This window comes from Paraburkholderia sp. CNPSo 3281 (assembly GCF_024206515.1).
GTDB lineage: Bacteria > Pseudomonadota > Gammaproteobacteria > Burkholderiales > Burkholderiaceae > Paraburkholderia > Paraburkholderia nodosa.
This window is the reverse complement of record NZ_JAMBPS010000002.1, coordinates 134,380-160,344: the sequence shown is the minus strand read 5'-3', so window position 1 is coordinate 160,344 and position 25,965 is coordinate 134,380. Positions and strand designations below refer to the sequence as shown.

The 25,965-nt window shown below is 64.4% G+C and carries 26 protein-coding genes and 1 other RNA gene; 19 read left to right on the top strand and 8 right to left on the bottom strand.

Annotated elements, in window-relative coordinates:
- The 3 genes from eda to M3I56_RS02755 all read left to right on the top strand — a co-directional run bounded on the left by eda (window position 1) and on the right by M3I56_RS02755 (window position 2,890).
- On the top strand, window positions 1-642 hold the full coding sequence (gene eda / locus M3I56_RS02765; protein WP_042262586.1) for a bifunctional 4-hydroxy-2-oxoglutarate aldolase/2-dehydro-3-deoxy-phosphogluconate aldolase: 642 nt from the start codon (window positions 1-3) through the stop codon (window positions 640-642).
- A gap of 297 nt (window positions 643-939) precedes the next feature.
- On the top strand, window positions 940-2,301 hold the full coding sequence (locus M3I56_RS02760; RefSeq protein WP_028201937.1) for a GntP family permease: 1,362 nt from the start codon (window positions 940-942) through the stop codon (window positions 2,299-2,301).
- Window positions 2,302-2,380: 79 nt separating this feature from the next.
- Window positions 2,381-2,890 (top strand): gluconokinase, encoded by a 510-nt coding sequence (locus M3I56_RS02755; RefSeq protein ID WP_254352452.1) that lies wholly within the window; start codon window positions 2,381-2,383, stop codon window positions 2,888-2,890.
- A 95-nt stretch (window positions 2,891-2,985) separates the two neighbouring features.
- Here M3I56_RS02755 and purB read toward each other — a convergent pair whose 3' ends face one another.
- Window positions 2,986-4,374 (bottom strand): adenylosuccinate lyase, encoded by a 1,389-nt coding sequence (gene purB / locus M3I56_RS02750; RefSeq protein ID WP_254352451.1) that lies wholly within the window; start codon window positions 4,372-4,374, stop codon window positions 2,986-2,988.
- A 382-nt stretch (window positions 4,375-4,756) separates the two neighbouring features.
- Here purB and M3I56_RS02745 point away from each other — a divergent pair, with 382 nt between their 5' ends.
- The 6 genes from M3I56_RS02745 to M3I56_RS02720 all read left to right on the top strand — a co-directional run bounded on the left by M3I56_RS02745 (window position 4,757) and on the right by M3I56_RS02720 (window position 10,574).
- The gene (locus M3I56_RS02745; RefSeq protein WP_254352450.1) at window positions 4,757-5,713 is read left to right on the top strand and encodes a LysR family transcriptional regulator; all 957 of its coding nucleotides are present in this window, start codon (window positions 4,757-4,759) and stop codon (window positions 5,711-5,713) included.
- A 201-nt stretch (window positions 5,714-5,914) separates the two neighbouring features.
- Window positions 5,915-7,201, top strand: coding sequence for a Glu/Leu/Phe/Val dehydrogenase (locus M3I56_RS02740; RefSeq protein WP_254352449.1), 1,287 nt, complete (start codon window positions 5,915-5,917; stop codon window positions 7,199-7,201).
- 251 nt (window positions 7,202-7,452) lie between these two features.
- Window positions 7,453-8,346: a glutamate/aspartate ABC transporter substrate-binding protein gene (locus tag M3I56_RS02735; RefSeq protein WP_028201943.1), complete on the top strand. Its 894-nt coding sequence runs from the start codon at window positions 7,453-7,455 to the stop codon at window positions 8,344-8,346.
- Window positions 8,347-8,434: 88 nt separating this feature from the next.
- Entirely contained in the window at window positions 8,435-9,175 is a 741-nt protein-coding gene (locus tag M3I56_RS02730) for an amino acid ABC transporter permease (RefSeq protein WP_254352448.1), read from the top strand.
- Window positions 9,175-9,852 (top strand): glutamate/aspartate ABC transporter permease GltK, encoded by a 678-nt coding sequence (gene gltK, locus M3I56_RS02725; RefSeq protein WP_133182383.1) that lies wholly within the window; start codon window positions 9,175-9,177, stop codon window positions 9,850-9,852. Before M3I56_RS02730 ends, gltK begins: the two co-directional genes overlap by 1 nt.
- Window positions 9,849-10,574, top strand: a complete 726-nt coding sequence (locus M3I56_RS02720; RefSeq protein ID WP_028201946.1) for an amino acid ABC transporter ATP-binding protein — start codon at window positions 9,849-9,851, stop codon at window positions 10,572-10,574. Before gltK ends, M3I56_RS02720 begins: the two co-directional genes overlap by 4 nt.
- A gap of 67 nt (window positions 10,575-10,641) precedes the next feature.
- Here the strand turns inward: M3I56_RS02720 and M3I56_RS02715 are convergent, their stop codons facing one another.
- The gene (locus M3I56_RS02715) at window positions 10,642-11,550 is read right to left on the bottom strand and encodes a class II glutamine amidotransferase (protein ID WP_254352447.1); all 909 of its coding nucleotides are present in this window, start codon (window positions 11,548-11,550) and stop codon (window positions 10,642-10,644) included.
- A gap of 366 nt (window positions 11,551-11,916) precedes the next feature.
- Between M3I56_RS02715 and pyrC the strand changes: the two genes are divergently transcribed.
- The 3 genes from pyrC (at window position 11,917) to rnpB (ending at window position 14,397) form a co-directional block, all read left to right on the top strand.
- A complete protein-coding gene (pyrC, locus tag M3I56_RS02710) occupies window positions 11,917-12,972 on the top strand; it encodes a dihydroorotase (RefSeq protein ID WP_254352446.1) in 1,056 nt (351 codons plus the stop codon).
- Window positions 12,969-13,916 (top strand): DUF3025 domain-containing protein, encoded by a 948-nt coding sequence (locus M3I56_RS02705; RefSeq protein ID WP_375541666.1) that lies wholly within the window; start codon window positions 12,969-12,971, stop codon window positions 13,914-13,916. The genes pyrC and M3I56_RS02705 overlap by 4 nt, the downstream gene beginning before the upstream one ends.
- Window positions 13,917-13,986: 70 nt before the next feature.
- Window positions 13,987-14,397, top strand: an RNA gene (rnpB, locus tag M3I56_RS02700) — RNase P RNA component class A.
- Between the two features lie 69 nt (window positions 14,398-14,466).
- Here rnpB and M3I56_RS02695 read toward each other — a convergent pair.
- Window positions 14,467-14,889, bottom strand: a complete 423-nt coding sequence (locus M3I56_RS02695; RefSeq protein ID WP_027795839.1) for an OsmC family protein — start codon at window positions 14,887-14,889, stop codon at window positions 14,467-14,469.
- 638 nt (window positions 14,890-15,527) lie between these two features.
- On the opposite strand from M3I56_RS02695, the gene rplM reads away from it, so the two are divergent.
- From rplM to erpA, 3 genes are all read left to right on the top strand, one after another.
- Entirely contained in the window at window positions 15,528-15,956 is a 429-nt protein-coding gene (gene rplM / locus M3I56_RS02690; protein WP_028201949.1) for a 50S ribosomal protein L13, read from the top strand.
- 11 nt (window positions 15,957-15,967) lie between these two features.
- Window positions 15,968-16,360 carry a 30S ribosomal protein S9 gene (rpsI, locus tag M3I56_RS02685; protein WP_028209425.1) on the top strand — a complete coding sequence of 131 codons (393 nt, stop codon included), beginning with the start codon at window positions 15,968-15,970 and terminating at the stop codon, window positions 16,358-16,360.
- A gap of 226 nt (window positions 16,361-16,586) precedes the next feature.
- The gene (gene erpA, locus M3I56_RS02680) at window positions 16,587-16,952 is read left to right on the top strand and encodes an iron-sulfur cluster insertion protein ErpA (protein WP_028201951.1); all 366 of its coding nucleotides are present in this window, start codon (window positions 16,587-16,589) and stop codon (window positions 16,950-16,952) included.
- Window positions 16,953-17,011: 59 nt separating this feature from the next.
- On the opposite strand, the gene M3I56_RS02675 is transcribed toward erpA, so the two are convergent.
- The gene (locus M3I56_RS02675; protein ID WP_309249122.1) at window positions 17,012-18,166 is read right to left on the bottom strand and encodes an anhydro-N-acetylmuramic acid kinase; all 1,155 of its coding nucleotides are present in this window, start codon (window positions 18,164-18,166) and stop codon (window positions 17,012-17,014) included.
- 359 nt (window positions 18,167-18,525) lie between these two features.
- Between M3I56_RS02675 and tyrS the strand changes: the two genes are divergently transcribed.
- From tyrS to M3I56_RS02655, 4 genes are all read left to right on the top strand, one after another.
- Window positions 18,526-19,791, top strand: a complete 1,266-nt coding sequence (gene tyrS / locus M3I56_RS02670) for a tyrosine--tRNA ligase (protein WP_254352445.1) — start codon at window positions 18,526-18,528, stop codon at window positions 19,789-19,791.
- Window positions 19,788-20,258: a D-aminoacyl-tRNA deacylase gene (gene dtd, locus M3I56_RS02665; RefSeq protein WP_254352444.1), complete on the top strand. Its 471-nt coding sequence runs from the start codon at window positions 19,788-19,790 to the stop codon at window positions 20,256-20,258. The genes tyrS and dtd overlap by 4 nt, the downstream gene beginning before the upstream one ends.
- A 32-nt stretch (window positions 20,259-20,290) precedes the next feature.
- Window positions 20,291-20,974, top strand: coding sequence for a histidine phosphatase family protein (locus tag M3I56_RS02660; protein WP_254352443.1), 684 nt, complete (start codon window positions 20,291-20,293; stop codon window positions 20,972-20,974).
- A 320-nt stretch (window positions 20,975-21,294) separates the two neighbouring features.
- Window positions 21,295-22,446 (top strand): branched-chain amino acid ABC transporter substrate-binding protein, encoded by a 1,152-nt coding sequence (locus tag M3I56_RS02655; protein WP_254352442.1) that lies wholly within the window; start codon window positions 21,295-21,297, stop codon window positions 22,444-22,446.
- A 90-nt stretch (window positions 22,447-22,536) separates the two neighbouring features.
- On the opposite strand, the gene M3I56_RS02650 is transcribed toward M3I56_RS02655, so the two are convergent.
- The 4 genes from M3I56_RS02650 to ruvC form a co-directional block, all read right to left on the bottom strand.
- Entirely contained in the window at window positions 22,537-23,403 is an 867-nt protein-coding gene (locus tag M3I56_RS02650) for an oxygenase MpaB family protein (RefSeq protein ID WP_254352646.1), read from the bottom strand.
- Window positions 23,404-23,518: 115 nt separating this feature from the next.
- Window positions 23,519-24,595, bottom strand: a complete 1,077-nt coding sequence (gene ruvB / locus M3I56_RS02645; protein WP_254352441.1) for a Holliday junction branch migration DNA helicase RuvB — start codon at window positions 24,593-24,595, stop codon at window positions 23,519-23,521.
- Between the two features lie 99 nt (window positions 24,596-24,694).
- A complete protein-coding gene (ruvA, locus tag M3I56_RS02640; protein ID WP_254352440.1) occupies window positions 24,695-25,276 on the bottom strand; it encodes a Holliday junction branch migration protein RuvA in 582 nt (193 codons plus the stop codon).
- Between the two features lie 107 nt (window positions 25,277-25,383).
- Window positions 25,384-25,926: a crossover junction endodeoxyribonuclease RuvC gene (gene ruvC / locus M3I56_RS02635; RefSeq protein WP_028201962.1), complete on the bottom strand. Its 543-nt coding sequence runs from the start codon at window positions 25,924-25,926 to the stop codon at window positions 25,384-25,386.
- Between the last annotated feature and the right edge of the window lie 39 nt (window positions 25,927-25,965).

Sequence of the window (25,965 nt, the reverse complement as noted above, 5' to 3'; positions counted from 1 at the left end):
ATGGCAAATAGCACAGTCGCCGACATCGTTCGCCTCGGTCCCGTCATCCCGGTGCTCGCCTTCGACACGCCGGAGCAGGGCGAGCACGTTTCCCGCGCACTCCACGCGGGCGGCGTGAAGGTGCTCGAAATCACGCTGCGCACGAAGGCTGGCCTCGAAGCGATCGAGCGCGCCGCGAAGATCGCGCCGGACATCGTCGTGGGCGTGGGCACGATCACGAAGCCCGAGCACTGCGCGCTCGCGAAGCAGGCCGGCGCACAGTTCGGCGTTTCGCCGGGCCTCACGCGCGAAATTCATCAGGCTTCGCTCGACGCGGGCCTGCCGCTGCTACCGGGTGTGATGACGCCGACCGACATCATCGTCGCGATGGAACTGGGCTACGAGATCGTCAAGTTCTTCCCGGCGGTTCCGGCCGGTGGCCTGAACATGCTGCAGGCCTTCCACGGCCCGTTCCCGACGCTCAAGTTCTGCCCGACGGGCGGTATCAGCGCCGAATCCGCGCCGACCTTCCTCGCGCTGCCCAACGTGGTGTGCGTGGGCGGCTCGTGGCTCACGCCGAAGGCGGCCATCGCCGCACAGAACTGGGACGAAGTCACGCGTCTTGCACACGCCGCGAGCGAGCTGTCGCGCCCGGTGCGCTAATGGAGCGCGTCTGCTTGTTGCTCTGACGCACGCGCCCCATGTTGCGGCGCAACGAAGACCGGAATGCCGCGCCCCGCATGTACGGAGGGCGTGCAGCGAGCCGCGCAAACGGCGCCCTTCGGGCGCGCGCTTGCGCGGCTCGCGCGTCTTTTAAGTACGCTGCACCAAAAGTCGTTATAAGCTCTACAATCCCCGGCCCGGCGACGGCCGGCTTTTGTCCCGCGTGGGCCGCCGCTGCGCCCATCCGTCGCCGCACAGGGCAAAAGGACTTCGAACAACTACCTGGAGAGGAGCCTCATGGGAGTGGCCCACGGCAGCATGCTGCTGATTTACGCGCTCGTCGCGATCGCCGCGCTAATCCTGCTGATCACGCGCTTCAAGGTTTATCCATTTCTCGTCCTGATCATCGTTTCGCTGCTGCTCGGCCTCGCCGTCGGCATGCCGATGGATCAGATCGTCAAGTCGTTCGAGACCGGCAACGGCAACACGCTCGGCCACATCGCCATCGTGGTGGGCCTCGGCACGATGCTCGGCAAGATGATGGCGGAGTCGGGCGGCGCCGAGCGCGTTGCCACGACGCTCATTCGCTGGTTCGGCGAGAAGAACATTCACTGGGCCATGATGGTCGTCGCGATCATCGTCGGCTTGCCGGTGTTCTTCGAAGTCGGCTTCGTGCTGCTCATCCCGATCGCGTTCAACGTCGCGAAGCGCACCGGCAAGTCGCTGCTGCTGATCGGCCTGCCGATGGTGGCGGGCCTTTCGGTCGTGCACGGGCTGATTCCGCCGCACCCGGCCGCGCTTCTCGCCGTGCAGGCGTATCACGCCGACATCGGCAAGACCATCGCTTACGGCCTGATCGTGGGCGTGCCCACGGCGATCATCGCCGGGCCGCTTTTCGCGCTCTTCATTCACCGCTACATCAAGCTGCCGGAGAGCAATCCGCTTGCCGACCAGTTCGTGAGCAAGGCCGATCCCAAGCCCGATAGCGAACTGCCGAGCTTCGGCGTCACGCTCTTCACGATCCTGCTGCCCGTGATCCTCATGCTGATCGGTAGCTGGGCCGATCTCGTGTTCGCGCCCAAGACGCTGCCGAACAATCTGTTGCACTTTATCGGCACCTCGGACGTCGCGCTGCTGATCGCCGTGCTGGTAAGCTTCTGGACCTTCGGCGCGCAACGCGGCTTCACGCGCGAGCAGATCCAGAAGTTCTGCGGCGACTGTCTCGCGCCGATCGCGGGCATCACGCTGATCGTGGGCGCGGGCGGCGGCTTTGGCCGCGTGCTGATGGACAGCGGCGTGTCGAAGCAGATCGTCGAGCTGGCGCAGAACGAGCATCTGTCGCCGCTCTTGCTCGGCTGGCTCGTCGCCGCGCTGATCCGTCTCGCAACGGGCTCGGCCACGGTCGCCATGACCACGGCCTGCGGCATCGTCGCGCCGATCGCATCGGCCAGCGCCATGACCGTGAAGCCGGAGCTGCTCGTGCTCGCCACGGGCTCGGGCTCGCTGATCTTCTCGCACGTCAACGACGGCGGTTTCTGGCTGATCAAGGAGTATTTCGGCATGAGCGTCGTGCAGACGTTCAAGACATGGTCATTGCTGGAGACCATTATTTCGCTGCTGGGCCTCGGGCTTACCTTCGCCCTTGCAGCGGTGGTGTAACGCGCAACGATGTTGCAGTCATGTTGCATGGGACCGGAGTCAGCGCTAAAGCGCTAACTCCGTTCGACAGGAGCAGTCAATGATTTTGATAGCGATGGGCGTGTCGGGCGCAGGCAAGACACGCATCGGCGAATTGCTCGCCGAGCGCCTCAAGTGCACCTTCACCGACGGCGATGCCTTCCACAGCGAAGCCAACAAAAAGAAGATGCACGACGGCATTCCCCTCACCGACGATGACCGCTGGCCGTGGCTGCGCACGATTCGCGCGGCGATCGAGGAGAAGCAGCGCGCCCACGAAACGGCCGTGTTCACCTGCTCGTCGCTCAAGCGCTCGTATCGCGACATCCTGCGCGGCAACGATCGCGACGTGTGCTTCGTCTACCTGAAGGGCTCGTTCGAGGTGCTGCACGAGCGCCTCGCATCGCGCACCGGCCACTTCTTCGACCCGTCGCTGCTGCAAAGCCAGCTGGACACGCTCGAAGCGCCGGGCGCGGACGAGGCGATCGAGGTGAGCATCGAGCTTACGCCCGAGCAGATCGTCGACGAGGTGATGAAGCAGATGGAAACGCGCCGCAATCCGGCCTCCTGATCTCGCGGCCACGCACGATCACGCGATCGTGCGACGGTAAACGAAAAAGCGCTCGATTCAATCGAGCGCTTTTTTTATGCCTTGTGGTATCGCGATTACGAAATCCGCTTCGCCAGCTCGACCGCGAGGCCGACGTACGACGCAGGCGTCATCTCCAGCAGACGCTTCTTCGCGTCTTCAGGAATCGCCAGGCCGCTCACGAACGTCTGCAGCGCTTCGCGCGTAATGCCCTTGCCGCGCGTGAGTTCCTTCAGCTGCTCGTACGGGTTCTCGATGCCGTAGCGGCGCATGACCGTCTGCACCGGCTCGGCCAGCACTTCCCACGTGGCGTCCAGGTCGTCGTTCAGGCGCTGCGGGTTCACTTCGAGCTTGTCCAGACCGCGGATCAGCGCGTCGTACGCGAGCAGCGAGTAGCCGAGCGCGACGCCGATGTTGCGCAGCACCGTCGAGTCGGTGAGGTCGCGCTGCCAGCGCGAAACGGGCAGCTTGTCGGCGAGGTGGCGCAGCGTGGCGTTCGCGAGGCCCAGGTTGCCTTCCGAGTTTTCGAAGTCGATCGGGTTGACCTTGTGCGGCATGGTCGACGAGCCGATTTCGCCGGCCTTCGTCTTCTGCTTGAAGTAGCCGAGCGAGATATAGCCCCAGACGTCGCGGTCGAGGTCGAGCAGGATGGTGTTCGCGCGCGCGACGGCGTCGAACAGTTCCGCCATGTAGTCGTGCGGCTCGATCTGGATCGTGTACGGGTTGAACGTGAGCTTCAGACGCTGCTCGACGACTTCCTTCGAGAAGGCTTCCCAGTCGAATTCCGGATACGCCGAGAGATGCGCGTTGAAGTTGCCGACTGCGCCATTCATCTTGCCGAGCAGTTCGACCTTCTCGATGCGCTGGATCGCACGCGCGAGACGCGCCGCGACGTTGGCGATTTCCTTGCCGAGCGTCGTGGGGCTGGCCGGCTGGCCGTGCGTGCGCGAGAGCATCGGCTGCTCGGCGTGCGTGTGCGCGAGCGCGACGAGACGTTGATGCACCGAGCGCAGCGCCGGCAGGATCACGTGCTCGCGTGCGCCCGCGAGCATCAGGCCGTGCGACGTGTTGTTGATGTCTTCCGAGGTGCAGGCGAAGTGGATGAACTCGCTTGCGCGCTCCAGTTCCGGCTGACCCTTCACCGACTCCTTGAGCCAGTACTCCACGGCCTTCACGTCGTGGTTCGTCACGCGCTCGATGTCCTTGATGCGCGCGGCGTCGTGCGCCGTGAAGTTCTCGGCGAGCTTGAGCAGAAATTGCTCCGAGGCTGCCGAGAAGCGCGGCACTTCAGCGAAACCGGCCTGCGAGAGCGCGATCAGCCAGTGGATTTCCACGGTCACGCGGTTGCGCATGAACGCGGCTTCCGAGAGCCAGTCGCGCAGCGCTTCGGTTTTCGAGGCGTAGCGGCCGTCGAGCGGGGAGAGCGCGTTGAGCGCGAAGAGGGTATCGGGACGAGTGTCGGACATGATGGGGACGTAACGTGGCGCGTTACGCTCAGTTGGCAGTCGGTTGCAGTCAGATTCGAGACGGCGGGAACCCGAGATTTTATCACCTCGCCGACAGGGGCCGAGGCCGGCGCTTTCAGCACGCTGAGCGTGCGGTCCGACACTTGCCCTCAGCGATTTCGTCGCGCCAGCCTCACCTCGCCGGCGCTCTCGGCAAACCGGTATGGGTGGTGCTCGCCGCGCAGCGCCGACTGGCGCGGCGTGGTCGCCGAACTGGAAGCCGCGCTTTCCGGGGGGCCCTCAGGCATGCGGCCGGCGCGCCGCGCAATATTCGCCGCACCAGCGCCCAGGTGCGCGCCCGCGGGCCTAGAATGCGGACTTCTCATCCGCTCGCTGGCCCCGCATGGAACTCAAATGGCTCGAAGACTTCGTCTCGCTTGCAGAGACGCATAGTTTCAGTCGCTCGGCTGAGCTGCGTCACGTGACGCAGCCGGCTTTCTCGCGTCGCATCCAGGCGCTCGAAGCGTGGCTCGGCACCGAACTGATCGATCGTTCGGTTTATCCGACGCGCCTCACGGCGGCGGGCCAGGTCTTCTACGAGCAGGCGCTCGCGATGCTTTCTCAGTTTCACGAGGCCCGCACCCTGTTGCGCGGCCACACGGCCACGCCCGCCGCGACGATCGAGTTCGCGGTGCCGCACACCCTTTCGCTCACGTACTTTCCGCGCTGGCTGCAGCGCATCGAGGCGAAGCTCGGCCGCATCCACACGCGGCTGCGCGCGCTGAACGTGCACGACGCCGTGCTCTCGCTGGTGGAGGGCGGCTGCGACCTCGTGATGGGCTATCACCACCCGAGCCACCCCGTGACGCTCGACCCCGCGCGTTACGACACGTTGACGCTCGGCATCGAGTCGATCAGCCCGTATTCGGCGCCGCAGCGCGCGGGTCGTGCGCGTTACACGCTGCCCGGCACGCCCGATGCGCCCGCACCCTATCTCTCCTATACACCGAACGCGTATCTCGGCCGCATGACCGAAGTGATCGTTGCCAACGCACCGGCGCGGCTCTATCTGGACCGCGTGTACGAAACGGACATGGCAGAAGGCCTCAAGGCGATGACGCTGGCCGGTCACGGCATCGCCTTTTTGCCGCACAGCGCGGTGGAAGACGCCGTGGCCCAGGGCGAGCTGATCCGCCTCGACCGCGGCACGCGCGGCGTGCCGGAGGGCCAGTTCACGCTCGACATGGAGATTCGCCTCTATCGCGACAAGCTCGCGACCCAGGGCGACGACGCGCGCCAGGCGCTCGTGCGCGAGCTGTGGGAAGCGGTCAGCGAGGAACTTGCGCAGGGCAACCGCTGACGAAGCGGCAAGCTGTACTCACAACAGCCGCGCAAACAGTCAGGCTATTTCAGTCTGTAAGGCCTGGAGCACGGAGCCCGCGACACGTTTTTTCGACTTCGTGGACGTTATGCACGAAAAGCATAACGGGATGATCAAACGGCATTGGATTTCAGATGGGCGTTTTCTGACAATGGCACCACTTGTTCGATCGGAGCGTTCATGTCATCCCAACTGCAGTCGGTTCCTTCCTATCTCCACGCCGATGATCTCGGCCCCTGGGGCAACTATCTTCGTCAGGTCGACCGCGTGGCGCCGTATCTCGGCTCGCTTTCGCGCTGGCTCGAAACGCTCAAGCGTCCGAAGCGTATCCTGATCGTGGACTGCCCCATCGAACTCGATAACGGCACCGTTGCGCACTTCGAAGGCTATCGTGTCCAGCACAACGTGTCGCGTGGTCCCGGCAAGGGCGGCGTGCGTTATCACCAGGACGTTACGCTCTCCGAAGTAATGGCGCTGTCCGCGTGGATGTCGGTGAAGAACGCTGCAGTGAACGTGCCGTACGGCGGCGCGAAGGGCGGTATCCGCGTCGATCCGCGCACGCTGTCGCGTGGTGAGCTCGAGCGCGTGACGCGTCGCTACACGAGCGAAATCGGCATCATCATCGGACCGAACACGGACATTCCTGCGCCGGACGTGAACACGAACGAGCAGATCATGGCGTGGATGATGGACACCTACTCGATGAACCAGGGCCAGACGGCCACGGGCGTCGTGACGGGCAAGCCCATCTCGCTCGGCGGCTCGCTCGGCCGCCGCGAAGCCACGGGCCGCGGCGTGTTCGTGGTCGGCTGCGAGGCCGCGCGCCGCACGGGTCTTTCGATCGACGGCGCACGCGTTGCGGTGCAGGGCTTCGGCAACGTGGGCGGCATTGCTGCGCGCCTGTTCCAGGAAGCCGGCTCGAAGATCGTCGCCGTGCAAGACCATACCGGCTCGCTCTACAACTCGAGCGGCATGAGCGCGGAAGCGCTGCTCGAGCACGTGGCGAAGACGGGCGGCGTGGCGGGCTTTGCGGGCGCGGAAGTCATGGCGAACGACGAATTCTGGAGCGTCGAAACCGACATCCTCATTCCGGCCGCGCTCGAAAACCAGATCACCGAGAAGAACGCGGGCAAGATCCGCACGAAGATCATCGTGGAAGGCGCCAACGGCCCGACCACGACGGCAGCCGACGACATCCTGCACGACAAGGGCGTGCTCGTGATCCCCGACGTGGTGGCGAACGCGGGCGGCGTAACCGTTTCGTACTTCGAGTGGGTGCAGGACTTCTCGAGCTTCTTCTGGACCGAGCACGAAATTAACGAACGCCTCGAACGCGTGATGCGCGAAGCCTTTACGGCGGTGTGGCAAGTGTCGAGCGAGCAGAAGGTCTCGATGCGTACCGCAGCGTTTATCGTGGCATGTAAGCGCATCCTGATGGCGCGCGAAATGCGCGGTCTGTATCCCTGATTGCGCCCGGTTGGCAGGCGTGACGACGTTGCACGCCATGCCACGCCAGGCAAGGCGCGCCGCGAAGTGACGAAACAATGACTGCGCGGTGACAGGTTTTTGCGCTGCACATCAAGGCGCATAGAAAGCGGACGTCCTCCACAAGGGGGCGTCCGCTTTCGCACATTCAGGCGTTGTGCCAGGGTCACTCTTAATGCTTTCAGAATAATTACTTTGATAAACTGGCGGCGGTTCTTGTACCGGAGAAAACAATGCAAATCAAAAAGACCGCCGCACTGCTCGCACTCCTTGGTTTCGTCGCCACCAGCGCTTTCGCGCAGGACGCGGGCACCCTCAAGAAGATCAAGGACACGGGCGTCATCTCGCTGGGGCACCGCGAGTCGTCCATTCCTTTTTCGTATTACGACGACAAGCAGAATGTGATCGGCTACTCGCAGGACTACGCGATGAAAATCGTCGAGGCGGTCAAGCAGAAGCTGAACATGCCTAACCTGAAGGTCAAGATGGTGCCCATCACGTCGCAGAACCGCATTCCGCTCGTGCAGAACGGCACGGTGGACATCGAATGCGGCTCGACCACGAACAATGCCGAACGTCAGCAGCAGGCCGCCTTCACGAACACGATCTTCGTGATCGGCACGCGCCTCATGACGAAGAAGGATTCGGGCGTCAAGGACTTCGCCGACCTCAAGGGCAAGACCGTCGTGACGACGGCGGGCACGACGTCCGAGCGCCTGCTGCGCAAGATGAACCAGGACAAGAGCATGGGCATGAACATCATCAGCGCGAAGGATCACGGCGAGTCGTTCATGACGCTCTCCACGGGCCGCGCAGTGGCGTTCATGATGGACGATGCGCTGCTCGCGGGCGAGCGTGCCAAGTCGAACAATCCGGGCGACTTCGTGATCGTCGGCCAGCCGCAGTCGCGTGAGGCGTACGGCTGCATGATGCGCAAGAACGACCCCGAGTTCAAGAAGGTCGCCGACGACGCCATCGCCAAGGTCCAGACCTCGGGCGAAGGCGAAACGATCTACAAGAAGTGGTTCGAGTCGCCGATTCCGCCGAAGGGTCTCAACCTGAACTTCCCGATGAGCGAAGACATGAAAGCGCTGTTCAAGAATCCGAACGACAAGGCGATCGATTAATACGGCCCCGGCCGGTCGGCCCGCATTTAGCGTTTAGCACGGAACGGAAGAAGCGCCGCTTCTTCCGTTCTTTTTCTTGGAGTCTCTGATGTCCTATCACTGGAACTGGGGCATTCTGCTCAGCCCGGTATCGACGGGCGAACCCACCACGTATCTCGGCTGGATCCTCTCCGGCCTCTGGGTGACGGTCTCGGTGTCGCTGTGCGCGTGGGTGATCGCGCTCATCGTCGGGTCGTTCTTTGGTGTGCTGCGCACGGTGCCAAACAGGTTTCTCGCGGGCGTCGGCACAGTTTATGTGGCGATCTTCCGCAATATTCCGCTTATCGCGCAGTTCTTCATCTGGTATTTCGTGCTGCCGGAAATCCTGCCGCAAGCGCTCGGCAATGCGTTCAAGCAGTCGCCGCCGGGCCTGCAGTTCTTCACGGCGTCGGTCGTGTGTCTCGGGCTCTTTACCGCGGCGCGCGTGTGCGAGCAGGTGCGCTCGGGCATCAACGCGCTGCCGCGCGGCCAGCGCGCAGCCGGCCTCGCCATGGGCTTCACGCAGTGGCAGACGTACCGCTATGTGCTGCTGCCGGTGGCGTATCGCATCATCGTGCCGCCGCTCACCTCCGAGTTCCTCAACATCTTCAAGAACTCGGCGGTCGCCTCGACGATCGGCCTGCTCGATTTGTCGGCCCAGGCGCGTCAGCTCGTCGACTACACGGCGCAGACCTACGAGTCGTTCATCGCCGTCACGCTCGCTTACGTGCTCATCAACCTCGTCGTCATGACGCTCATGCGCTGGGTCGAGGCGAAGTCGCGTCTGCCCGGCTACATCGGAGGCAAGTAATGCATCACTTCGACTGGAGCGGCATTCCGGGCGCGCTGCCCACGCTGTGGACGGGCGCGATCATCACGTTCAAGATCACGTTGTGCGCGATCGTGGTCGGCATTCTCTGGGGCACGCTGCTCGCGCTCATGCGGCTTTCCAGCGTGAAGCCGCTCGAATGGTTCGCCAAGGGCTACGTCACGATCTTCCGTTCGATCCCGCTCGTGATGGTCCTGCTGTGGTTCTTCCTGATCGTGCCGCAGGTGCTGCAAAACGTGCTGGGTCTCTCTCCCGACATCGACATTCGCCTCGCTTCCGCGATGATCGCGTTCTCGCTATTCGAGGCCGCGTATTATTCGGAGATCATTCGTGCGGGCATTCAGGCGGTGCCGCGCGGGCAGGTGAACGCTGCGTTCGCGCTCGGCATGCGCTACGGCCAGGCCATGCAATACGTGGTGCTGCCGCAGGCGTTCCGCGCGATGGTGCCGCTGTTGCTCACGCAGGCCATCGTGCTGTTTCAGGACACCTCGCTCGTGTACGTGATCAGCCTCGCCGACTTCTTCCGCACGTCCACCAATATCGGCGACCGTGACGGGACGATGGTCGAAATGGTACTGTTCGCGGGCGCGTGTTATTTCGTGATTTGTGTGATCGCGTCGAGCCTTGTGAAAGGTCTTCAGAAAAAGGTCGCAAGATGATTTCAATTAAGAACGTTTCGAAGTGGTACGGTCAGTTCCAGGTGCTGTCCGACTGCACGACGGAAGTGAAGAAGGGTGAGGTGGTGGTGGTGTGCGGGCCTTCGGGCTCGGGCAAGTCCACGCTCATCAAGACCGTCAACGGGCTCGAGCCGTTCCAGCAGGGCGAGATTCTCGTGAACGGCGAGTCGGTGGGCGACAAGCGCACCAATCTCTCGAAGCTGCGCTCGAAGGTGGGCATGGTGTTTCAGCACTTCGAGCTGTTCCCGCATCTGTCGATTACCGAGAATCTCACGCTCGCGCAGATCAAGGTGCTCGGCCGCAGCAAGGACGAGGCCACGCAAAAGGGCCTGAAACTGCTCGACCGCGTGGGCCTGCGTGCGCATGCCGACAAGTTCCCGGGGCAGCTCTCGGGCGGCCAGCAGCAGCGCGTGGCGATTGCACGCGCGCTGTCGATGGACCCCATCGCCATGCTGTTCGACGAGCCGACCTCGGCGCTCGACCCGGAGATGATCAACGAGGTGCTCGACGTGATGGTGGAGCTTGCCCAGGAAGGCATGACCATGATGTGCGTGACGCACGAAATGGGCTTTGCGAAGAAGGTCGCGCACCGCGTGATCTTCATGGACAAGGGCGCCATTGTGGAAGACGACCAGAAGGAAGCCTTCTTTGCGAGCCCGAAGTCGGATCGCGCGAAGGACTTTCTGGCGAAGATCCTGCACTGAGGCTTCGCACGCTTCGAAAAGAAGCCGCGCTCGATGCGCGGCTTTTTCGTTTTGGGCGTCGCCCGGCTTACTCGCCCCAGGTTTGCAGGGCGGCCACGGCTTCCGGGTCGATCTCGCCCGGCTGGCCGGCGCACGGTGAGCTGGCCGAAGCGTCGAGCGAGGGGTTGGCGAGCTTGTCGAGCACCTTCTGCGGCACGGGCACGCTCGCCTGGGCGATCACGTCGCCGTGCTGGAACATCAGCAGGTCGCCGGGGGCGAAGCGCGTCCAGACCTCGTTGTCGGTGAGCGGTGCGGTGGCAATCACGGCCACGCGGTCCTCGGGCGTCGTGTACTTGGCGAAGTCGATGGAGACATCGGCGTCGACGAGATGGGCCGTCGAAAACGGCCAGCGTCGCACGAGATAGTAGAGGTGCGTCGAGCAATGCGCGAACAGCGCCTGGCCGTTCGACATCAGGAAGTTGAAGACGCCGAACTGCGTGACTTCGCGCGTGAGCGATTCCAGCGCGGCGAACAGCTCGGCGAGCGGCGGCTGCGCACCGGGGAACGCCTTGCGCAAGCCTTGTAGCAGCTGGCAGAACGCGCGCTCGCTATCGGTCGTGCCAACCGGCTGGTAGACGCCCGACATCACCGGATTGAAGTCCTGAAGGTCGCCGTTGTGCGCGAAGATCCAGTGCCGGCCCCACAGCTCGCGCTGGAACGGATGACTGTTCTCGAGCGCGCAGTTGCCTTGCGTGGCCTTGCGGATGTGGGCGATGGTGTTGCGCGACTTGATGGGGTAGTGCTTGACCATCTCGGCGATCGGCGAACGCGCCGAGGCCTCGTTGTCGATGAAGAGGCGACAGGCCTTGTCCTCGAAGAACGCGATACCCCAGCCGTCGGCGTGGTGATCGGTGGCGCCGCCGCGCGCCGCGAATCCTGTGAAGGAGAACGTGACGTCCGTCGGCGCGGCGCAATTCATTCCGAGAAGTTGGCACATGGTGCTGATGGTGCGTAATGCGACTGGGACAGCGGCTGCAGTGGTAGGCGGGACCCGCCGTCGACCCGTTACAATAATGATTTTCCAAGCATATCACCGGCCTGCGGGTCGCCAATACGAAATTTGTCGGATGCATTGCAGGCTTGCGTAGAAGGGCGCGTGCCGGGGGCGATGCAGCGCGGATTGTCGTGTGCACGCGACGGTGCGGGCAATGCGTGCGCGTGGGCTAGCATCGACCAGCATCGATCGGCGCCGCGCTTTTTCCCGTGATATGCCCGGAATTTCCGGCAGCCTGAGCGCGTTTCTGCGAACTTGCCGCCGTTCATTCATACCGCTGTTGGTTCACTACCGCGCCTGACTCTTGCCATGAACGCCTCTTCCCCCAAGACTCTCACGCTCGCCCGCCCCGACGACTGGCACCTGCACGTGCGCGACGGCGCGATGCTCGCGGCCGTGCTGCCGCATACGGCGCGCCAGTTCGGCCGCGCGATCATCATGCCGAACCTCAAGCCGCCGGTCACGACGACAGAGCAGGCCGCTGCCTACCGCGAGCGCATTCTCGCGGCGCTGCCGGCAGGCTCGACGTTCGAGCCGCTGATGACGCTCTATCTCACCGACAACACGCCACCCGAGGAAATCCGCCGCGCGAAGGCGAGCGGCTTCGTGCATGGCGTGAAGCTGTACCCGGCGGGCGCGACGACGAATTCGGACGCCGGCGTGACCGACATCCGCAAGTGTGCGAAGACGCTCGAGGCCATGCAGGAAGTGGGGATGCCGTTGCTCGTGCACGGTGAAGTGACGAGCGCCGACATCGACCTGTTCGACCGCGAGAAGGTCTTCATCGACCGCGTGATGATTCCGACGCGCCGCGATTTTCCGGGTCTCAAGGTGGTGTTCGAGCACATCACGACGAAGGACGCCGTCGACTACATCCGCGCCGATCACGCCGCGCCCGGCCTGCTCGGCTCGACGATCACCGCGCATCATCTGCTCTACAACCGCAACGCGATCTTCCAGGGCGGCATTCGTCCGCACTACTACTGCCTGCCCGTGCTCAAGCGCGAGACGCATCGCGTGGCGCTCGTGGAGGCGGCGACCTCGGGCGATCATCGCTTCTTCCTCGGCACCGACAGCGCGCCGCACCCGAAGGGCCTGAAGGAGCACGCGTGCGGCTGCGCGGGCTGCTACACGGCGCTGCACGCGCTCGAGCTCTACGCCGAAGCGTTCGACAACGCGGGCGCGCTCGACAAACTCGAGGGCTTCGCGAGCTTTTACGGCGCGGACTTCTACGGCCTGCCGCGTGCGACCGAAACGGTCACGCTGCGTCGCGAGAGCTGGACGCTGCCCGCCGAAGTCGAGGCCGGCGATACGCCCGTCGTGCCGCTGCGCGGCGGCGAGACGATCGGCTGGAAACTCGCTTGAACGAGGCGGGGCCAGGTGTGGCTGCGGGCGCAACGGTCGGCCCCGCCGGCGCAGTCGATGCGCCCGCACCGATGCCGGCGCGCGCCCCGCGCCGGACCATGCCGCTGGGCAATTTCACCGACATCGACTGGGCCCGCCCGTGGTTCGCGCAACACGAAACGCGCGGCCGGCGCTGGCAGCGGGCCGCGCTGGCGGGATACGCGGCGTATCTGGATGAACTGAACGCCGATGCGCTGGCTGCCGCCCGAAGCACGGGCCGCGGCCAGCCGCTGCGCTTCATCGCCCAGGACGACCTGCCTGAGGGCTCGGCCTACGAGGCGCATATCGCGGCGACGGGCTGCGTGCCGACGCGCCACAACCTCCACGACTTCTTCAACGCGCTCGCCTGGTTCGCGTTCCCGCGCATCAAGGCGACGCTGAACGCGCGCCAGGCCGTGGCGATCGACGTGCTGGGCGTGGGCCCCACGCGCGGTGGCGTGCGCGACGCGCTCACGCTGTTCGACGAGAACGCGGTGCTCTTTGCCTCATCGGACGCAACGCTGGTAGCGGCGTTGCGCGGCTTCGACTGGCGCACGCTGTTCGTGGCGCAGCGCGCGGGCTGGGAAGCGGCTGTCGGGGAGACGATCGGCGAGGCGCGCTGCGAAGTCCGCGTATTCGGCCATGCGCTGCTCGAAAAGATGATCTCGCCTTATGCGGCGTGCACGGCGCACGCCTGGGTGGTCGAGGTGCCGCACGCATATTTCACGTGGCCGCGCGCGCAACGCGACGTGCATCTGGACGACGCAGTGAGCGTCACGCTAGCCGACGCCACGCCTGATGCGCTCAACGGGCGCAGCTTCGCGCCGCTGCCGGTGCTCGGCATTCCGGGCTGGTGGGCGCAAAACGAGGACCCGACGTTCTACGACGACGCCACAGTCTTTCGCACGGGCCGTCGAGTGCGCTGAAAGCCAGGCGGGCGGCAATCGATCCGGCCCCCGGCGCGGTGCGCCCGCACGTGCTAAGATCGCGCCTCGCAAAGCAGGCCAGGCAGTCGCGGCTCCGAGGTTTCGGCCAAAGAGGCGAGGAAAGTCCGGACTCCACAGGGCAGGGTGATGGCTAACGGCCATCCGTGGCGACACGCGGAACAGGGCAACAGAGAACAGACCGCCGATGGCCCGATTTCGGTCGGGATCAGGTAAGGGTGAAACGGTGCGGTAAGAGCGCACCGCGTCTGCGGTGACGTAGACGGCACGGTAACCTCCACCCGGAGCAATTCCAAGTAGGCAGGCGCGCATCTTCGGGATGCAGGATGGGGCCCCCATTCCGTCTGCGGGTAGGAAGCTTGAGCGCGTCAGCAATGGCGCGCCTAGAGGAATGGCTGCCACGCGCGGCGCGTCTTCGGACGCGGCGCGTGCACAGAATCCGGCTTATCGGCCTGCTTTGCAGCCTCATTCATGCAAAAAGCCGGCGCGTTTCTTCGCAGAAACGCGCCGGCTTTTTCTTTTGCCGCGGGCCTTAAGCGGCGACGATCTCGAACGTATGCGTGATCTCGGCAGTCTTGCCGATCATGATCGATGCCGAGCAGTACTTGTCGTGCGAGAGGTTGATCGCGCGCTCCACGGTGGCCGGGTTCAGGTTCTTGCCGGTCACGGTGAAGTGGAAGTGGATCTTCGTGAAGACCTTGGGGTCTTCGCTCGCGCGCTCGGCCTTGAGCGTCACGCTGCAGCCGCTCACTTCCTGACGGCTCTTCTTGAGGATCAGCACCACGTCGTAGGCCGTGCAGCCGCCCGTGCCGAGCAGCACCATTTCCATCGGCCGCGGTGCGAGGTTGTGGCCGCCGCCTTCCGGTGCGCCGTCCATGTTGACGAGATGGCCGCTGCCCGTTTCGGCCGCGAACGCCATGCCGTCCTGACCCATCCAGCTAACTTTGCATTCCATATGCGTATGCCCCTGCGCGGTTTCTTGATTCAGACGGCATTGTAGCCCGCGCCTTACTGGTATGTCCGGGGGGACACGGCGGCGCGCGCCTTATGCCACGTGCTTGAATGTTGCGTCGCGACATCCTGTGAACAAGACGGATTTCCCTGGTGCAATTAGGGGTTTCGCTCTAATTGTCCTGCACGCTCTTCGCGTATCGGATTTCCAATGCGCTGATTTTTAAGAAATTTTCTACCGATGCGCTGATTTCATTGAATTTCACATTATGGTGTTGGATTTCGCAATGCAAATCCCCTTGCGCCGCACAAGGCCCATCCGTATAATCGGTCTCATTGGTGGTCGTGCTTTACGACACCTCAGCATGTCTCCTCCACCCTCCTCCAAAGAGTGGATTAAGCCCGAACAAACGCGTTCGGGCTTTTTTTTCGTCTGCCGGCCGCGTTTTGCCCCGCCTCTGCCCTCGCCGCAAGCAAGTTTTTGACTCACGGTCAAATTTCCCTTTATAATCGTAGGTTCTCCGCATCCATGCCTGCGCGGAGTCGGGGAAACTCGAACCAGGGAGAGCCTGCGCCGACGTCAACGAGCGTCACCATACAAGCAGGACCAAAACAGGGCACAGCATTTTTTTTGGATCGATCATGAAGACTTTTTCCGCCAAGGCACATGAAGTGCAGCGCGAATGGTACGTGATTGACGCGACGGATAAGGTTCTCGGCCGTGTCGCCAGCGAAGTGGCACGCCGTCTTCGCGGCAAGCACAAGCCTGAGTTCACCCCGCACGTCGACACTGGTGATTTCATCATCATCATCAACGCCGGCAAGCTGAAGGTCACGGGCAACAAGACCACCGACAAGAAGTACTACCGTCACTCGGGTTACCCGGGCGGTATCTACGAAACGACGTTCGGCAAGATGCAGGAACGCTTCCCGGGCCGCGCGCTCGAGAAGGCCGTGAAGGGCATGCTGCCGAAGGGCCCGCTCGGTTACGCGATGATCAAGAAGCTGAAGGTCTACGCAGAAGCAACGCACCCGCACTCGGCGCAACAGCCGAAGGCGCTCGAGATCTAAGGGGAGCCCATATGATCGGTAACTGGAATTACGGTACGGGCCGCCGCAAGAGCGCCGTCGCTCGTGTCTTCATCAAGTCGGGCAAGGGCGAGATCGTCGTCAACGGCAAGCCCATCGCCGACTACTTCTCGCGCGAAACGTCGCTCATGATCGTGCGTCAGCCGCTGGAACTCACGAACCACGGCACGACGTTCGACATCAAGGTGAACGTGACGGGCGGCGGCGAAACCGGCCAGGCCGGCGCAGTTCGCCACGGCATCACGCGCGCGCTGATGGACTACGACGCAACGCTCAAGCCGGCACTGTCGCAAGCTGGCTTCGTCACCCGTGACGCACGTGAAGTGGAACGTAAGAAGGTCGGTTTCCACAAGGCACGTCGCCGCAAGCAGTTCTCGAAGCGTTAATTTCACATTGGCGCTTTGCGCCTGCGCCCCTCGCGGGGCGCAGGCGCTGCTGCAAAAGCCGTCCGCGCTTCGTGCGCCGGGCGGCTTTTTTCGTTTTTTGTCGGCGTGTCGCACATGTGGCGCGCAAGCAGCGACAATCTGGAGAAACCCCTTGATTTCGCGGGCTTAAGCACGATATCGGGAAGAGCCCTACAATAGCGGCTAGAAGCTTTTTTGGAGAGTTCGAATGAGCGCTGTCACCGAAACTACCGCGACCGAAATGCCCGGTCCCTTCGTTTTCACCGAAGCAGCGGCTGACAAGGTCAAGCAACTGATCGACGAGGAAGGCAACCCGGAGCTGAAGCTGCGCGTATTCGTGCAGGGCGGCGGCTGCTCGGGCTTCCAGTACGGATTCACGTTTGACGAAACGGTCAACGAAGACGACACCGTGATGAACCGCAACGGCGTCCAGCTTCTGATCGACTCGATGAGCTATCAGTACCTCGTCGGCGCCGAGATCGACTACAAGGACGATCTGAACGGTGCGCAATTCGTCATCAAGAACCCGAACGCGAGCACTACGTGCGGTTGCGGCTCGTCGTTCTCGGTTTGATCGATTTGCTGCAATAAAAAACGGGGCTTCGGCCCCGTTTTTTATTGGTGCGCGCTCGCTCAGCGCGGATAAATCGCGCCCAGCACGCGCTCGCCGGCAGCCCCGGTTACGGCCGCGAGATTGCCTGGCTCGCGTGCCACGCAGCGCATGGCGAGCCACGCGAAGGCAAGCGGCTCCACTTGATGGGGCGGAACGCCGAGCGCTTCGGTGGTCATGACCGGTACGCCCGCCACACCGCCCGTTTCGAGCGCCTTGTGCAGCGCCGCCATCAATGCCGGATTGCGCGCGCCGCCGCCGCAGACATACACGGCGCGGCAATCGCTCGCGTGACGCTCGATCTCGCGCGCCACGCTCACGGCGGTTAGCGCGACTAGCGTGGCCTGCACGTCGGCGGGCGTGAGCGACTCGAAGCCCTTGAGCTTGTCGTCGAGCCACCCGGCGTTGAAAAGATCGCGGCCTGTGCTCTTGGGCGGCTGCTGCTCGAAGAACGGTTCGTCCATCAGGCCATTCAGTAGCGGCTGATGCAGATTGCCGCTCGCGGCGAACTTGCCGTTCTCGTCGTAGGGCTTGCCAAGGTGCCGTTCGGCCCATAGGTCGAGCAGGGCGTTGGCCGGGCCGCAGTCGAAGCCACGCACGGCGCCCGTCGACGAGAGCACCGTGATGTTGCTGATGCCGCCAAGGTTGCAGACCACGCGCGTTTCTTCCTGCGAGCCGAACAGCGTCGCGTGGAACGCGGGCACGAGCGGCGCACCCTGGCCGCCCGAGGCGACGTCGCGGCTGCGAAAGTCGGCGATCACGTCGATATGCGTGAGTTCCGCAAGCAGCGCCGCGTTCTGGATCTGCACGGTGTAGCCCTTCTCCGGTCGATGCCGCACGGTTTGGCCGTGCGCGCCGATTGCGCGCACCTCGGCGGGGGGCACTTTGCTCCCGCGCAGCAACTCGTGGCAGCACACCGCATAGCGGGCAGCCAGCGCGTTGCCGGCGAGCGCTTCGCGCTCGATCTCGTTCTCGCCTGGCTGCTGCAACGAAAAGAGCGCTTCGCGCAGCCCCTGCGCGAAGCCGACGAACGCCTCGGCCAGCACCACTGGCCGCTGGCCCGCCTCGAAGCGCACGGCAATGCCGTCCACGCCATCCATGCTCGTGCCCGACATCAGGCCGAAATACACGCCGTCGGCGGCGTGTGCGCTCTCGTTTCGTGCGTCGCGTGGCGCCACGTTGTGCTCCTTGATCAATGCAATTCAGTGCCCTGCGAAGGAATTATCGGCGCAATGCCGTTCGAGCGTAAGCCGAAGGGCTGACTGTTGCGCATCGGCGCAACGTGGGTGATTCTGGCACCTGATTCCGGTTCAGGGTCGGCGCGCGTCAACTTTAAACCGTATAGGCTCAATGCGGACGGCGCGTCGCTGCGTCGACGGGCTTACCGTGACCGAGGCCGCTGCGCAGCCTGACTTCACGAGCAACGCGAACAAACGCCGCGCGCGCGACCCGTAACAGCTCCAAATCTCGGCCTGGCGAGTCGAATCACGTAAAATTGCGGCCTAGACCCAGACTTAATGACAGAACCGATCGAAGCATGAGCAACGAGTCCACCTCCAGCAACGGCGCCAGCACCGGCGCAAAAGACGCCTTTCCGGTCACCGACGAAGTCCGTCACGCGCTCGCCGTCACAAAGCGCGGCGTGGACGAACTGCTGATCGAAGAAGAATTCGAGCAGAAGCTCGCCCGCAGCGCGGCCACCGGCAAACCGCTGCGCATCAAGCTCGGCCTCGACCCGACCGCGCCCGACATCCACATCGGCCATACGGTCGTGCTCAACAAGATGCGCCAACTGCAGGATCTCGGCCACAACGTGATCTTCCTGATCGGCGACTTCACTTCGCTCATCGGCGACCCGTCTGGCCGCAACGCCACGCGCCCGCCGCTTACGCGCGAGCAGATCGAATCGAACGCGAAAACGTACTTCGATCAGGCCGCGCTCGTGCTCGACCGCGAAAAGACCGAAATCCGCTACAACAGCGAATGGTCGATGCCGCTCGGCGCCGACGGCATGATCAAGCTCGCGTCGCGCTACACGGTTGCGCGTATTCTGGAGCGCGAGGACTTCACCAAGCGCTTCCAGAGCGGCGTGCCCATTTCGATCCACGAATTCCTGTATCCGCTCATGCAGGGCTACGATTCGGTCGCGCTCAATGCGGACCTCGAGCTCGGCGGCACGGACCAGAAGTTCAACCTGCTCGTTGGCCGCGAACTGCAAAAGCAGTACGGCCAGGAGCAGCAGTGCATTCTCACGATGCCGCTGCTCGAAGGCCTCGACGGCGTCGAGAAGATGTCGAAGTCGAAGAACAACTACATTGGCATCAGCGAGAAGCCGAACGACATGTTCGGCAAGCTCATGAGCATTTCCGACGTGCTGATGTGGCGTTACTTCACGCTGCTCTCGTTCCGGCCGATGGACGAAATCGAAGGATTCAAGCGCGAAATCGAAGCGGGCCGCAACCCGCGCGACTTCAAGGTGCTGCTCGCGCAGGAAATCGTCGCGCGCTTTCACTCGCAGGCCGACGCCGAACGCGCGCTCGAAGACTTCAACCATCGCGCCAAGGGCGGCGTGCCGGACGACATTGCGTCGATCACGCTCGCGGGCGCGCCCCTCGCCATCGGCCAGTTGCTCAAGCAGGCGGGGCTCGTGCCGTCCACGAGCGAAGCGCTACGCAACATCGAGCAGGGCGGCGTGAAGATCGACGGCGCCACCGTTTCCGACAAGGGCCTCAAGGTCGAAGCGGGCGAGTTCGTCGTGCAGGTGGGCAAGCGCCGCTTCGCGCGCGTGACGCTTACCGCATGATTGCGCTGATCCAGCGCGTGCGCCGCGCCGAGGTGCGCGTGGCGCACGGCGACAGTGAGCGCGTGACCGGCGCGATAGGCCAGGGGCTGCTCGCGCTGGTTTGCGCGGAGCGCGGCGACACCGAGGCTAACGCCGACAAGCTGCTCGCGAAATTGCTCGGCTATCGCGTGTTCAGCGACGCGGCGGGCAAGATGAACCTGAGCGTGCAGAACATCGACGGCAACGGCGCCCCCGGCGGCCTGCTGCTCGTCTCGCAGTTCACGCTGGCGGCCGACACGAACAGCGGTCTGCGCCCGAGCTTCACGCCGGCCGCGCCGCCCGAAGAGGGGCGGCGTCTGTTCGATTATTTCGTCGCCGCCGCGCGCGAGAAGCACGCGACCGTCGAGACCGGCGAGTTCGGCGCCGACATGCAGGTGTCGCTCGTCAACGACGGCCCCGTCACGTTCTGGTTGCAAGTGCGCAACTGAACCATGCGCTTTTGACTTATGCGCTTCTGACCATGAACACGCAGATTCTCTTTATCCGCCACGGCGAAACGGACTGGAACCGCATCAAGCGCATCCAGGGACATATCGACATTCCGCTCGCAGAAAGCGGCGTGGCGCAGGCGCAGCAACTCGGCGCGCGGCTCTCGAAGGAAGCGCAATCGGGCGCACGGCTCGATGCAATCTGGTCGAGCGATTTGTTGCGTGCGCAACAAACGGCGCAGCCCATCGCCGAAGCCCTGGGTCTGCCGGTGCAGCTCACCGAAGGCCTGCGCGAGCGCAACTATGGCGCGTTTCAGGGCCACGACAGTGACGAAATCGCCGATCGTTTTCCGGATGAGTACGCGCACTGGCAAACGCGCGATCCTGGCTTCGCTCCGCCCGAAGGCGAGTCGCAGCGCGAGTTCTACCACCGTGTGCTGCACGCGCTCGAGCCGATCCTGGCCATGCATCCGGGCGGCCGTATCGCGTGTGTCGCACACGGCGGGGTGCTCGACTGCGTGTACCGTTTTGCGAACGGCCTCGCGCTCGACGCGCCGCGTGCGTGGCCGCTCCTCAACACGAGCGTAAACGTCGTCGATTTCGAACGCGGCGACTACGTGACGCAGGCGCGCGTCGTCGCATGGGGCGACGTGACGCACTTGGGCGGCGTCAGCGCCGACGACGGTTTCAAGCGCACGCCCGAGGCGGGGCGCTAACCTGTCTTTTCAGGCAGCGCGGTGCCTGGCCGCGCTGTCCCGTTCTTCCTGCCTTTCCCCTGTCTGCGCCGCTCCCGTGCCTCGCCAACGTTGCGGCCCCATCGATTTCCTTTCCGCTTGCTTGCGGGTTCTTTCCAAAGCCCAACCACAAAGTTAAGCGTCCTGCTAACATTTGTCCGACCTTTGGGCGCTCTGGCCACCGGGCTCCACGCCCGGCCCTGCGTTGAAGAGGGACGCGCGCGCATGACAAGCGCGAGGCCGCGTGCCCAAGGGTGCGGTACGAACGGGTATTCCCAGAAAAACACGCAGGAGAAAGTTCAATGACGTTCAAGCTTCACAAGCTGCTGCCGGCAAGCGCAGCGGTCATGGCGCTCGCAGCGCTGTCGGCTAGCAATACGGCGGCGGCCGATCAGGTCGTCAAGATCGGCCACGTCGGGCCGCTCACGGGCGGTTCGGCCCATCTCGGCAAGGACAACGAGAACGGCGCGCGCCTCGCCATCGAGGAAATCAACGCCAAGGGCCTGACGATCGACGGCCAGAAGATCACGCTCGCGCTCGACGCCCAGGACGACGCCGCGGACCCGCGCCAGGCCACCCAGGTCGCGCAGAAGCTGGTAGACGACAAGGTCGTGGCCGTGATCGGCCATCTGAACTCGGGCGCGTCGATTCCGGCATCGAAGATCTACAGCGACGCCGGGATCGTGCAGATCTCGCCGTCGTCGACCAATCCTTCGTACACGCAGCAGGGCTTCAAGACCACCTACCGCGTGGTCGCGACCGACGCCCAGCAAGGCCCCGCGCTCGCCGATTATGCGGCGAAGAGCCTGAACGTGAAGACCGTGGCCGTGGTCGACGACTCGACCGCCTATGGCCAGGGCCTCGCGAACGAGTTCGAGAAGACGGCGAAGTCGCTTGGCATGAAGGTGCTCTCGCACGACGCGACCAACGACAAGGCCGTCGATTTCCGCGCGATCCTCACGAAGATCAAGGGCGAGAACCCCGACGCCATCATGTACGGCGGCATGGACGCCACGGGCGGCCCGTTCGCGAAGCAGGCAAGGCAGCTCGGTCTGCGCGCGAAGGTGCTATCGGGCGACGGCGTTTGCACGGAAAGCCTCGCGGAACTCGCGGGCGCGGCGACGGACAATATCGTCTGCTCGCAGGCCGGCATGGCGGTTGAGCGTATGAACGGCGGCGCGGCGTTCGCGGCGAAGTACCAAAAGCGCTTCGGTCACCCGATCGAATTCGATGCGCCGTTCACGTACGACGCGGTGTACATCGTCGTCGACGCGATGAAGCGCGCGAACTCCACCGACCACGCGAAGGTCCTCGCGCAGATCCCGATCACGGACTACAAGGGCGTGATCGGCGAGACGACCTTCGATTCGAAAGGCGACCTCAAGCACGGCGTGATCTCGCTCTACAACTACAAGGCGGGCAAGAAGACGCTGCTCGACGTGGTGAAGATGTAAGCACGCGGGCGCGCGCAGTCGCATCGGCGCGTCGCACACGAAACGGCCAACCTGGCGCGAGCGGGTTGGCCGTTTTTTATTCCGCAGCGCTTACTTCGCGGGTCTTGCCGCAGCCCGCCGCCGCGCGCGTTTCGATACGCCATTGACGAGCGCCCAGCGCAATACCGGCGCGACGGCAAGCATGCCGGGCCGCACCATGGCGCGGCGCGCGAAGGCGAATGTGTCGAAGCCGAGCATCTGCTGCGCGAAGGGCGGCAACAGGTCGATGCCCGCGTTCCTGATCAGCGCGCCGGCGGGGCGCATCCCCGGGCGCGGGGCCGGCGCTTCCATGAGCACGCGCACCACTTCGAATGTGCGGTCGCTCGCGACGAGTTCGGGCTGCATCGACTGCAGATATGCAGCGATTTCGGCGCGCGAGCGCGGCACACCCGTCGCGCCCAGCAGTTCGGCAACGCGCGCGACTTCGGCGTAGTACTGATCCTGCGCCTCACCGGGCAGCGCCGGATTCACGAAGCGCAAATAGGCGCCGAGAAAGCTCGAAACTTCGGCCACGTGCACCCAGGTCAGCAACGCAGGATCGCTCGCATGATAGGGGCGGCCATCGGGCGCAGTGCCCGTCACGGCGAGGTGGATCCGCCTGACGCGCTCAATCAGCGCCAGCGCGTCGGCGCGGCTGCCGTAAGTCGTGCCGGCGATGAACGTCGCCGTGCGTCGCAGCCGCCCGAGTATGTCGATGCGAAACGTCGAATGGTCCCACACACCGGCGAGCGCAAGCGGATGCAACGCCTGCAGCAGCAGCGCGCTGACGCCGCCCGCCATCATCGCGGCGAAATCGGCATGGACCTTCCAGCAAACGGCGTCGGGGCCGAAGAGCCCTGGGTCGCCCGGCGGATTCGAGTAATCGAGTCGCGGGCCGCTGCCTGTAGTGAGATGCGTGATGTTTTCGGCGAGCGTCATGCGCAGGCGGCGCGCGAGCTGACCGGCGAGGCCGGTCGGTTCAGGAGCGTTGGGAGGCAGGCCGGCGTGATCGGACATCGTGCTCTCGCTCGCGCTGCGTTGAGGCTCGCGCGCCTTACGACGCGTCGGGTTCCCAGTCGCCGCCCGTCGATGCGTCGTCCGGCACGGTGAGGCCGAAGTGGCGGTAGCTCAGTTGCGTGGCCACGCGGCCGCGCGGCGTGCGCTGCAGATAGCCCTGCTGGATCAGATACGGTTCGAGCACGTCCTCGATTGTGTCGCGTTCCTCGCCGATCGCGGCGGCAAGGTTGTCCACGCCCACCGGACCGCCGTCGAACTTGTGCAGGATGGCTTCGAGCAGCTTGCGGTCCATCAGGTCGAAGCCCACGGGGTCGACGTCGAGCATGCGCAGCGCGGCGTCGGCGACCTTCGCGGTGATCGCGCCGTCCGCCTTCACCTCCGCATAGTCGCGCACGCGGCGCAGCAGGCGGTTCGCGATACGCGGGGTGCCGCGCGAGCGGCGTGCGATTTCGACCGCGCCGTCAGGGTGGATCTGCGCGCCGAGCAGCGAAGCCGAGCGCTGCACGATGCGCGAGAGTTCGCCTGCGTTGTAGAACTCGAGGCGCGAGACGATGCCGAAGCGGTCGCGCAGCGGGTTCGTGAGCATGCCCGCGCGCGTGGTCGCGCCCACGAGTGTGAACGGCTGGAGGTCGAGCTTCACGCTGCGCGCGGCCGGCCCTTCGCCGATCATGATGTCGATCTGGTAGTCCTCGAGCGCCGGATACAGGATTTCCTCGACGACCGGCGAGAGCCGGTGAATTTCGTCGATGAAGAGCACGTCGTTGGCTTCGAGATTGGTGAGCAGCGCCGCGAGATCGCCCGCGCGCTCCAGCACGGGGCCCGACGTCTGCCGCAGATTGACCCCCATTTCGCGCGCGATGATGTGCGCGAGCGTGGTCTTGCCGAGGCCCGGCGGTCCGAACAACAGCACGTGGTCGAGCGGTTCGGAACGGCGCTTCGCAGCCTCGATGAAGATCTCGAGCTGGCCGCGTACCTTTTCCTGGCCGACATATTCGTCGAGCTGACGCGGGCGCAACGCGCGTTCGTACGCTTCCTCATGAGTCGAGGCGGGCGTGGCGGCGATCACGCGGTCGGCGCCGGCCTGGTTGGCGGCGAGTTTGTCGGTTTCGATCATCCAGCGATTGTACCGCGCAGACTATGCGACGTCGGGGCACTCACGAGCACCACGATGGCACCGCAACTAACAGCCCGCCTCCAACGTGCGCGAAGGCGATCAGGCCTTCGAAAGCGCCTTGAGCGAGAGTTTGATGCCTTCGGAGATTCCTGTCCCGGCGGGCACGTTCTTGATCGCCGCGAGCGCTTCCTTCTCCGAATAGCCGAGCGCGAGCAGCGCGTTGAGGATGTCGTTCGCGTGGTCGGAGGGCGAAGCGGCGGCGGCCATCGCGCCGAGGTCCGCGCCGAGCTTGCCCTTGAGTTCGAGCAGAAGGCGCTCGGCCGTTTTCTTGCCGATGCCGGGCACGCGCGTGAGGCGCGCCGCATCCTGCTGCGTGACCGCTTGCGAGAGATCGTGCACGCTCATGCCCGAGAGCACGGCGAGCGCCATGCGCGCGCCGATGCCGCTGATCTTGAGCAACTCGCGAAACGTCGAGCGTTCCTCCTGCGTGCCGAAGCCGAAGAGCAAATGCGCGTCTTCGCGCACGATCATCTGCGTGAGCAACACGATTTTTTCGCCGGTGCCGGGCAGGTTGTAGAACGTGCTCATCGGCACGTCGACTTCGTAGCCGACGCCGTTGCAGTCGATGAGCAGGTGCGGCGGGTTCTTTTCCAGCAATACGCCGGCAATGCGACCGATCATGGCGGGTTCTGTGATGAGGGAAAGCTCAAGAGTGTAGCGGAGGGCAGGGCAGTCCGGAGCGTGCGTCCGGAACGTTGGCCACTCCGCCAGGCGCGTCGGCCACGCATTCAGCCTATCAACCGTCCGCGGCGTACCCGCATGCCCTTCTTCGCGAGCGCAGGCGCGAGCCCGCCCAGCGTGGCAAGCGCGTCGCCGCCGTGGGCGTGGCAGATCGCCATGCCGAGCGCGTCGGCGGCGTCGGTGCCGGGTGTGCCGGTGAGGGCGAGCAGGCGCACGACCATCTGTTGCATCTGTTCCTTGGTCGCGCGTCCGTAGCCCACTACGGCTTGCTTGAGCTGCAGCGCGGTGTACTCGGCCACCGGCACGCCGCCCGAAACCAGCCCGCAGATGGCCGCGCCGCGCGCCTGGCCGAGCAGGAGGGTCGACTGCGGATTGACGTTGACGAAGACCTTTTCGATGGCGGCCTGGTCGGGCGCGTGCTGGCGGATCAGCGTGGAAACGCCCTCGAAGATGGTGCCGAGGCGCGTGGGCAGATCGGCATCGGCGGTGCGGATGACGCCGCTCGCGACGTACGTGAGCTGATGGCCGTGACGCTCGATCACGCCGAAGCCGGTGACGCGCAAGCCGGGGTCGATGCCGAGAATTCTCATGAAATGCGGGAAAGACGGATGTGCCTGCGATGGTACAAC

What these genes read in the sequence shown, in the direction of transcription:
- dtd (WP_254352444.1), top strand. Translation starts at nt 19,788, where the DNA reads ATGATTGCGCTGATCCAGCGCGTGCGCCGCGCCGAGGTGCGCGTGGCG.
- M3I56_RS02720 (WP_028201946.1), top strand. Translation starts at nt 9,849, where the DNA reads ATGATTTCAATTAAGAACGTTTCGAAGTGGTACGGTCAGTTCCAGGTG.
- M3I56_RS02740 (WP_254352449.1), top strand. Translation starts at nt 5,915, where the DNA reads ATGTCATCCCAACTGCAGTCGGTTCCTTCCTATCTCCACGCCGATGAT.
- ruvB (WP_254352441.1), bottom strand. Translation starts at nt 24,595, where the DNA reads ATGATCGAAACCGACAAACTCGCCGCCAACCAGGCCGGCGCCGACCGC.
- tyrS (WP_254352445.1), top strand. Translation starts at nt 18,526, where the DNA reads ATGAGCAACGAGTCCACCTCCAGCAACGGCGCCAGCACCGGCGCAAAA.
- M3I56_RS02650 (WP_254352646.1), bottom strand. Translation starts at nt 23,403, where the DNA reads ATGACGCTCGCCGAAAACATCACGCATCTCACTACAGGCAGCGGCCCG.
- eda (WP_042262586.1), top strand. Translation starts at nt 1, where the DNA reads ATGGCAAATAGCACAGTCGCCGACATCGTTCGCCTCGGTCCCGTCATC.
- M3I56_RS02660 (WP_254352443.1), top strand. Translation starts at nt 20,291, where the DNA reads ATGAACACGCAGATTCTCTTTATCCGCCACGGCGAAACGGACTGGAAC.
- M3I56_RS02760 (WP_028201937.1), top strand. Translation starts at nt 940, where the DNA reads ATGGGAGTGGCCCACGGCAGCATGCTGCTGATTTACGCGCTCGTCGCG.
- M3I56_RS02715 (WP_254352447.1), bottom strand. Translation starts at nt 11,550, where the DNA reads ATGTGCCAACTTCTCGGAATGAATTGCGCCGCGCCGACGGACGTCACG.
- M3I56_RS02655 (WP_254352442.1), top strand. Translation starts at nt 21,295, where the DNA reads ATGACGTTCAAGCTTCACAAGCTGCTGCCGGCAAGCGCAGCGGTCATG.
- M3I56_RS02730 (WP_254352448.1), top strand. Translation starts at nt 8,435, where the DNA reads ATGTCCTATCACTGGAACTGGGGCATTCTGCTCAGCCCGGTATCGACG.
- purB (WP_254352451.1), bottom strand. Translation starts at nt 4,374, where the DNA reads ATGTCCGACACTCGTCCCGATACCCTCTTCGCGCTCAACGCGCTCTCC.
- erpA (WP_028201951.1), top strand. Translation starts at nt 16,587, where the DNA reads ATGAGCGCTGTCACCGAAACTACCGCGACCGAAATGCCCGGTCCCTTC.
- rplM (WP_028201949.1), top strand. Translation starts at nt 15,528, where the DNA reads ATGAAGACTTTTTCCGCCAAGGCACATGAAGTGCAGCGCGAATGGTAC.
- pyrC (WP_254352446.1), top strand. Translation starts at nt 11,917, where the DNA reads ATGAACGCCTCTTCCCCCAAGACTCTCACGCTCGCCCGCCCCGACGAC.
- M3I56_RS02695 (WP_027795839.1), bottom strand. Translation starts at nt 14,889, where the DNA reads ATGGAATGCAAAGTTAGCTGGATGGGTCAGGACGGCATGGCGTTCGCG.
- gltK (WP_133182383.1), top strand. Translation starts at nt 9,175, where the DNA reads ATGCATCACTTCGACTGGAGCGGCATTCCGGGCGCGCTGCCCACGCTG.
- rpsI (WP_028209425.1), top strand. Translation starts at nt 15,968, where the DNA reads ATGATCGGTAACTGGAATTACGGTACGGGCCGCCGCAAGAGCGCCGTC.
- ruvA (WP_254352440.1), bottom strand. Translation starts at nt 25,276, where the DNA reads ATGATCGGTCGCATTGCCGGCGTATTGCTGGAAAAGAACCCGCCGCAC.
- M3I56_RS02735 (WP_028201943.1), top strand. Translation starts at nt 7,453, where the DNA reads ATGCAAATCAAAAAGACCGCCGCACTGCTCGCACTCCTTGGTTTCGTC.
- M3I56_RS02755 (WP_254352452.1), top strand. Translation starts at nt 2,381, where the DNA reads ATGATTTTGATAGCGATGGGCGTGTCGGGCGCAGGCAAGACACGCATC.
- ruvC (WP_028201962.1), bottom strand. Translation starts at nt 25,926, where the DNA reads ATGAGAATTCTCGGCATCGACCCCGGCTTGCGCGTCACCGGCTTCGGC.
- M3I56_RS02745 (WP_254352450.1), top strand. Translation starts at nt 4,757, where the DNA reads ATGGAACTCAAATGGCTCGAAGACTTCGTCTCGCTTGCAGAGACGCAT.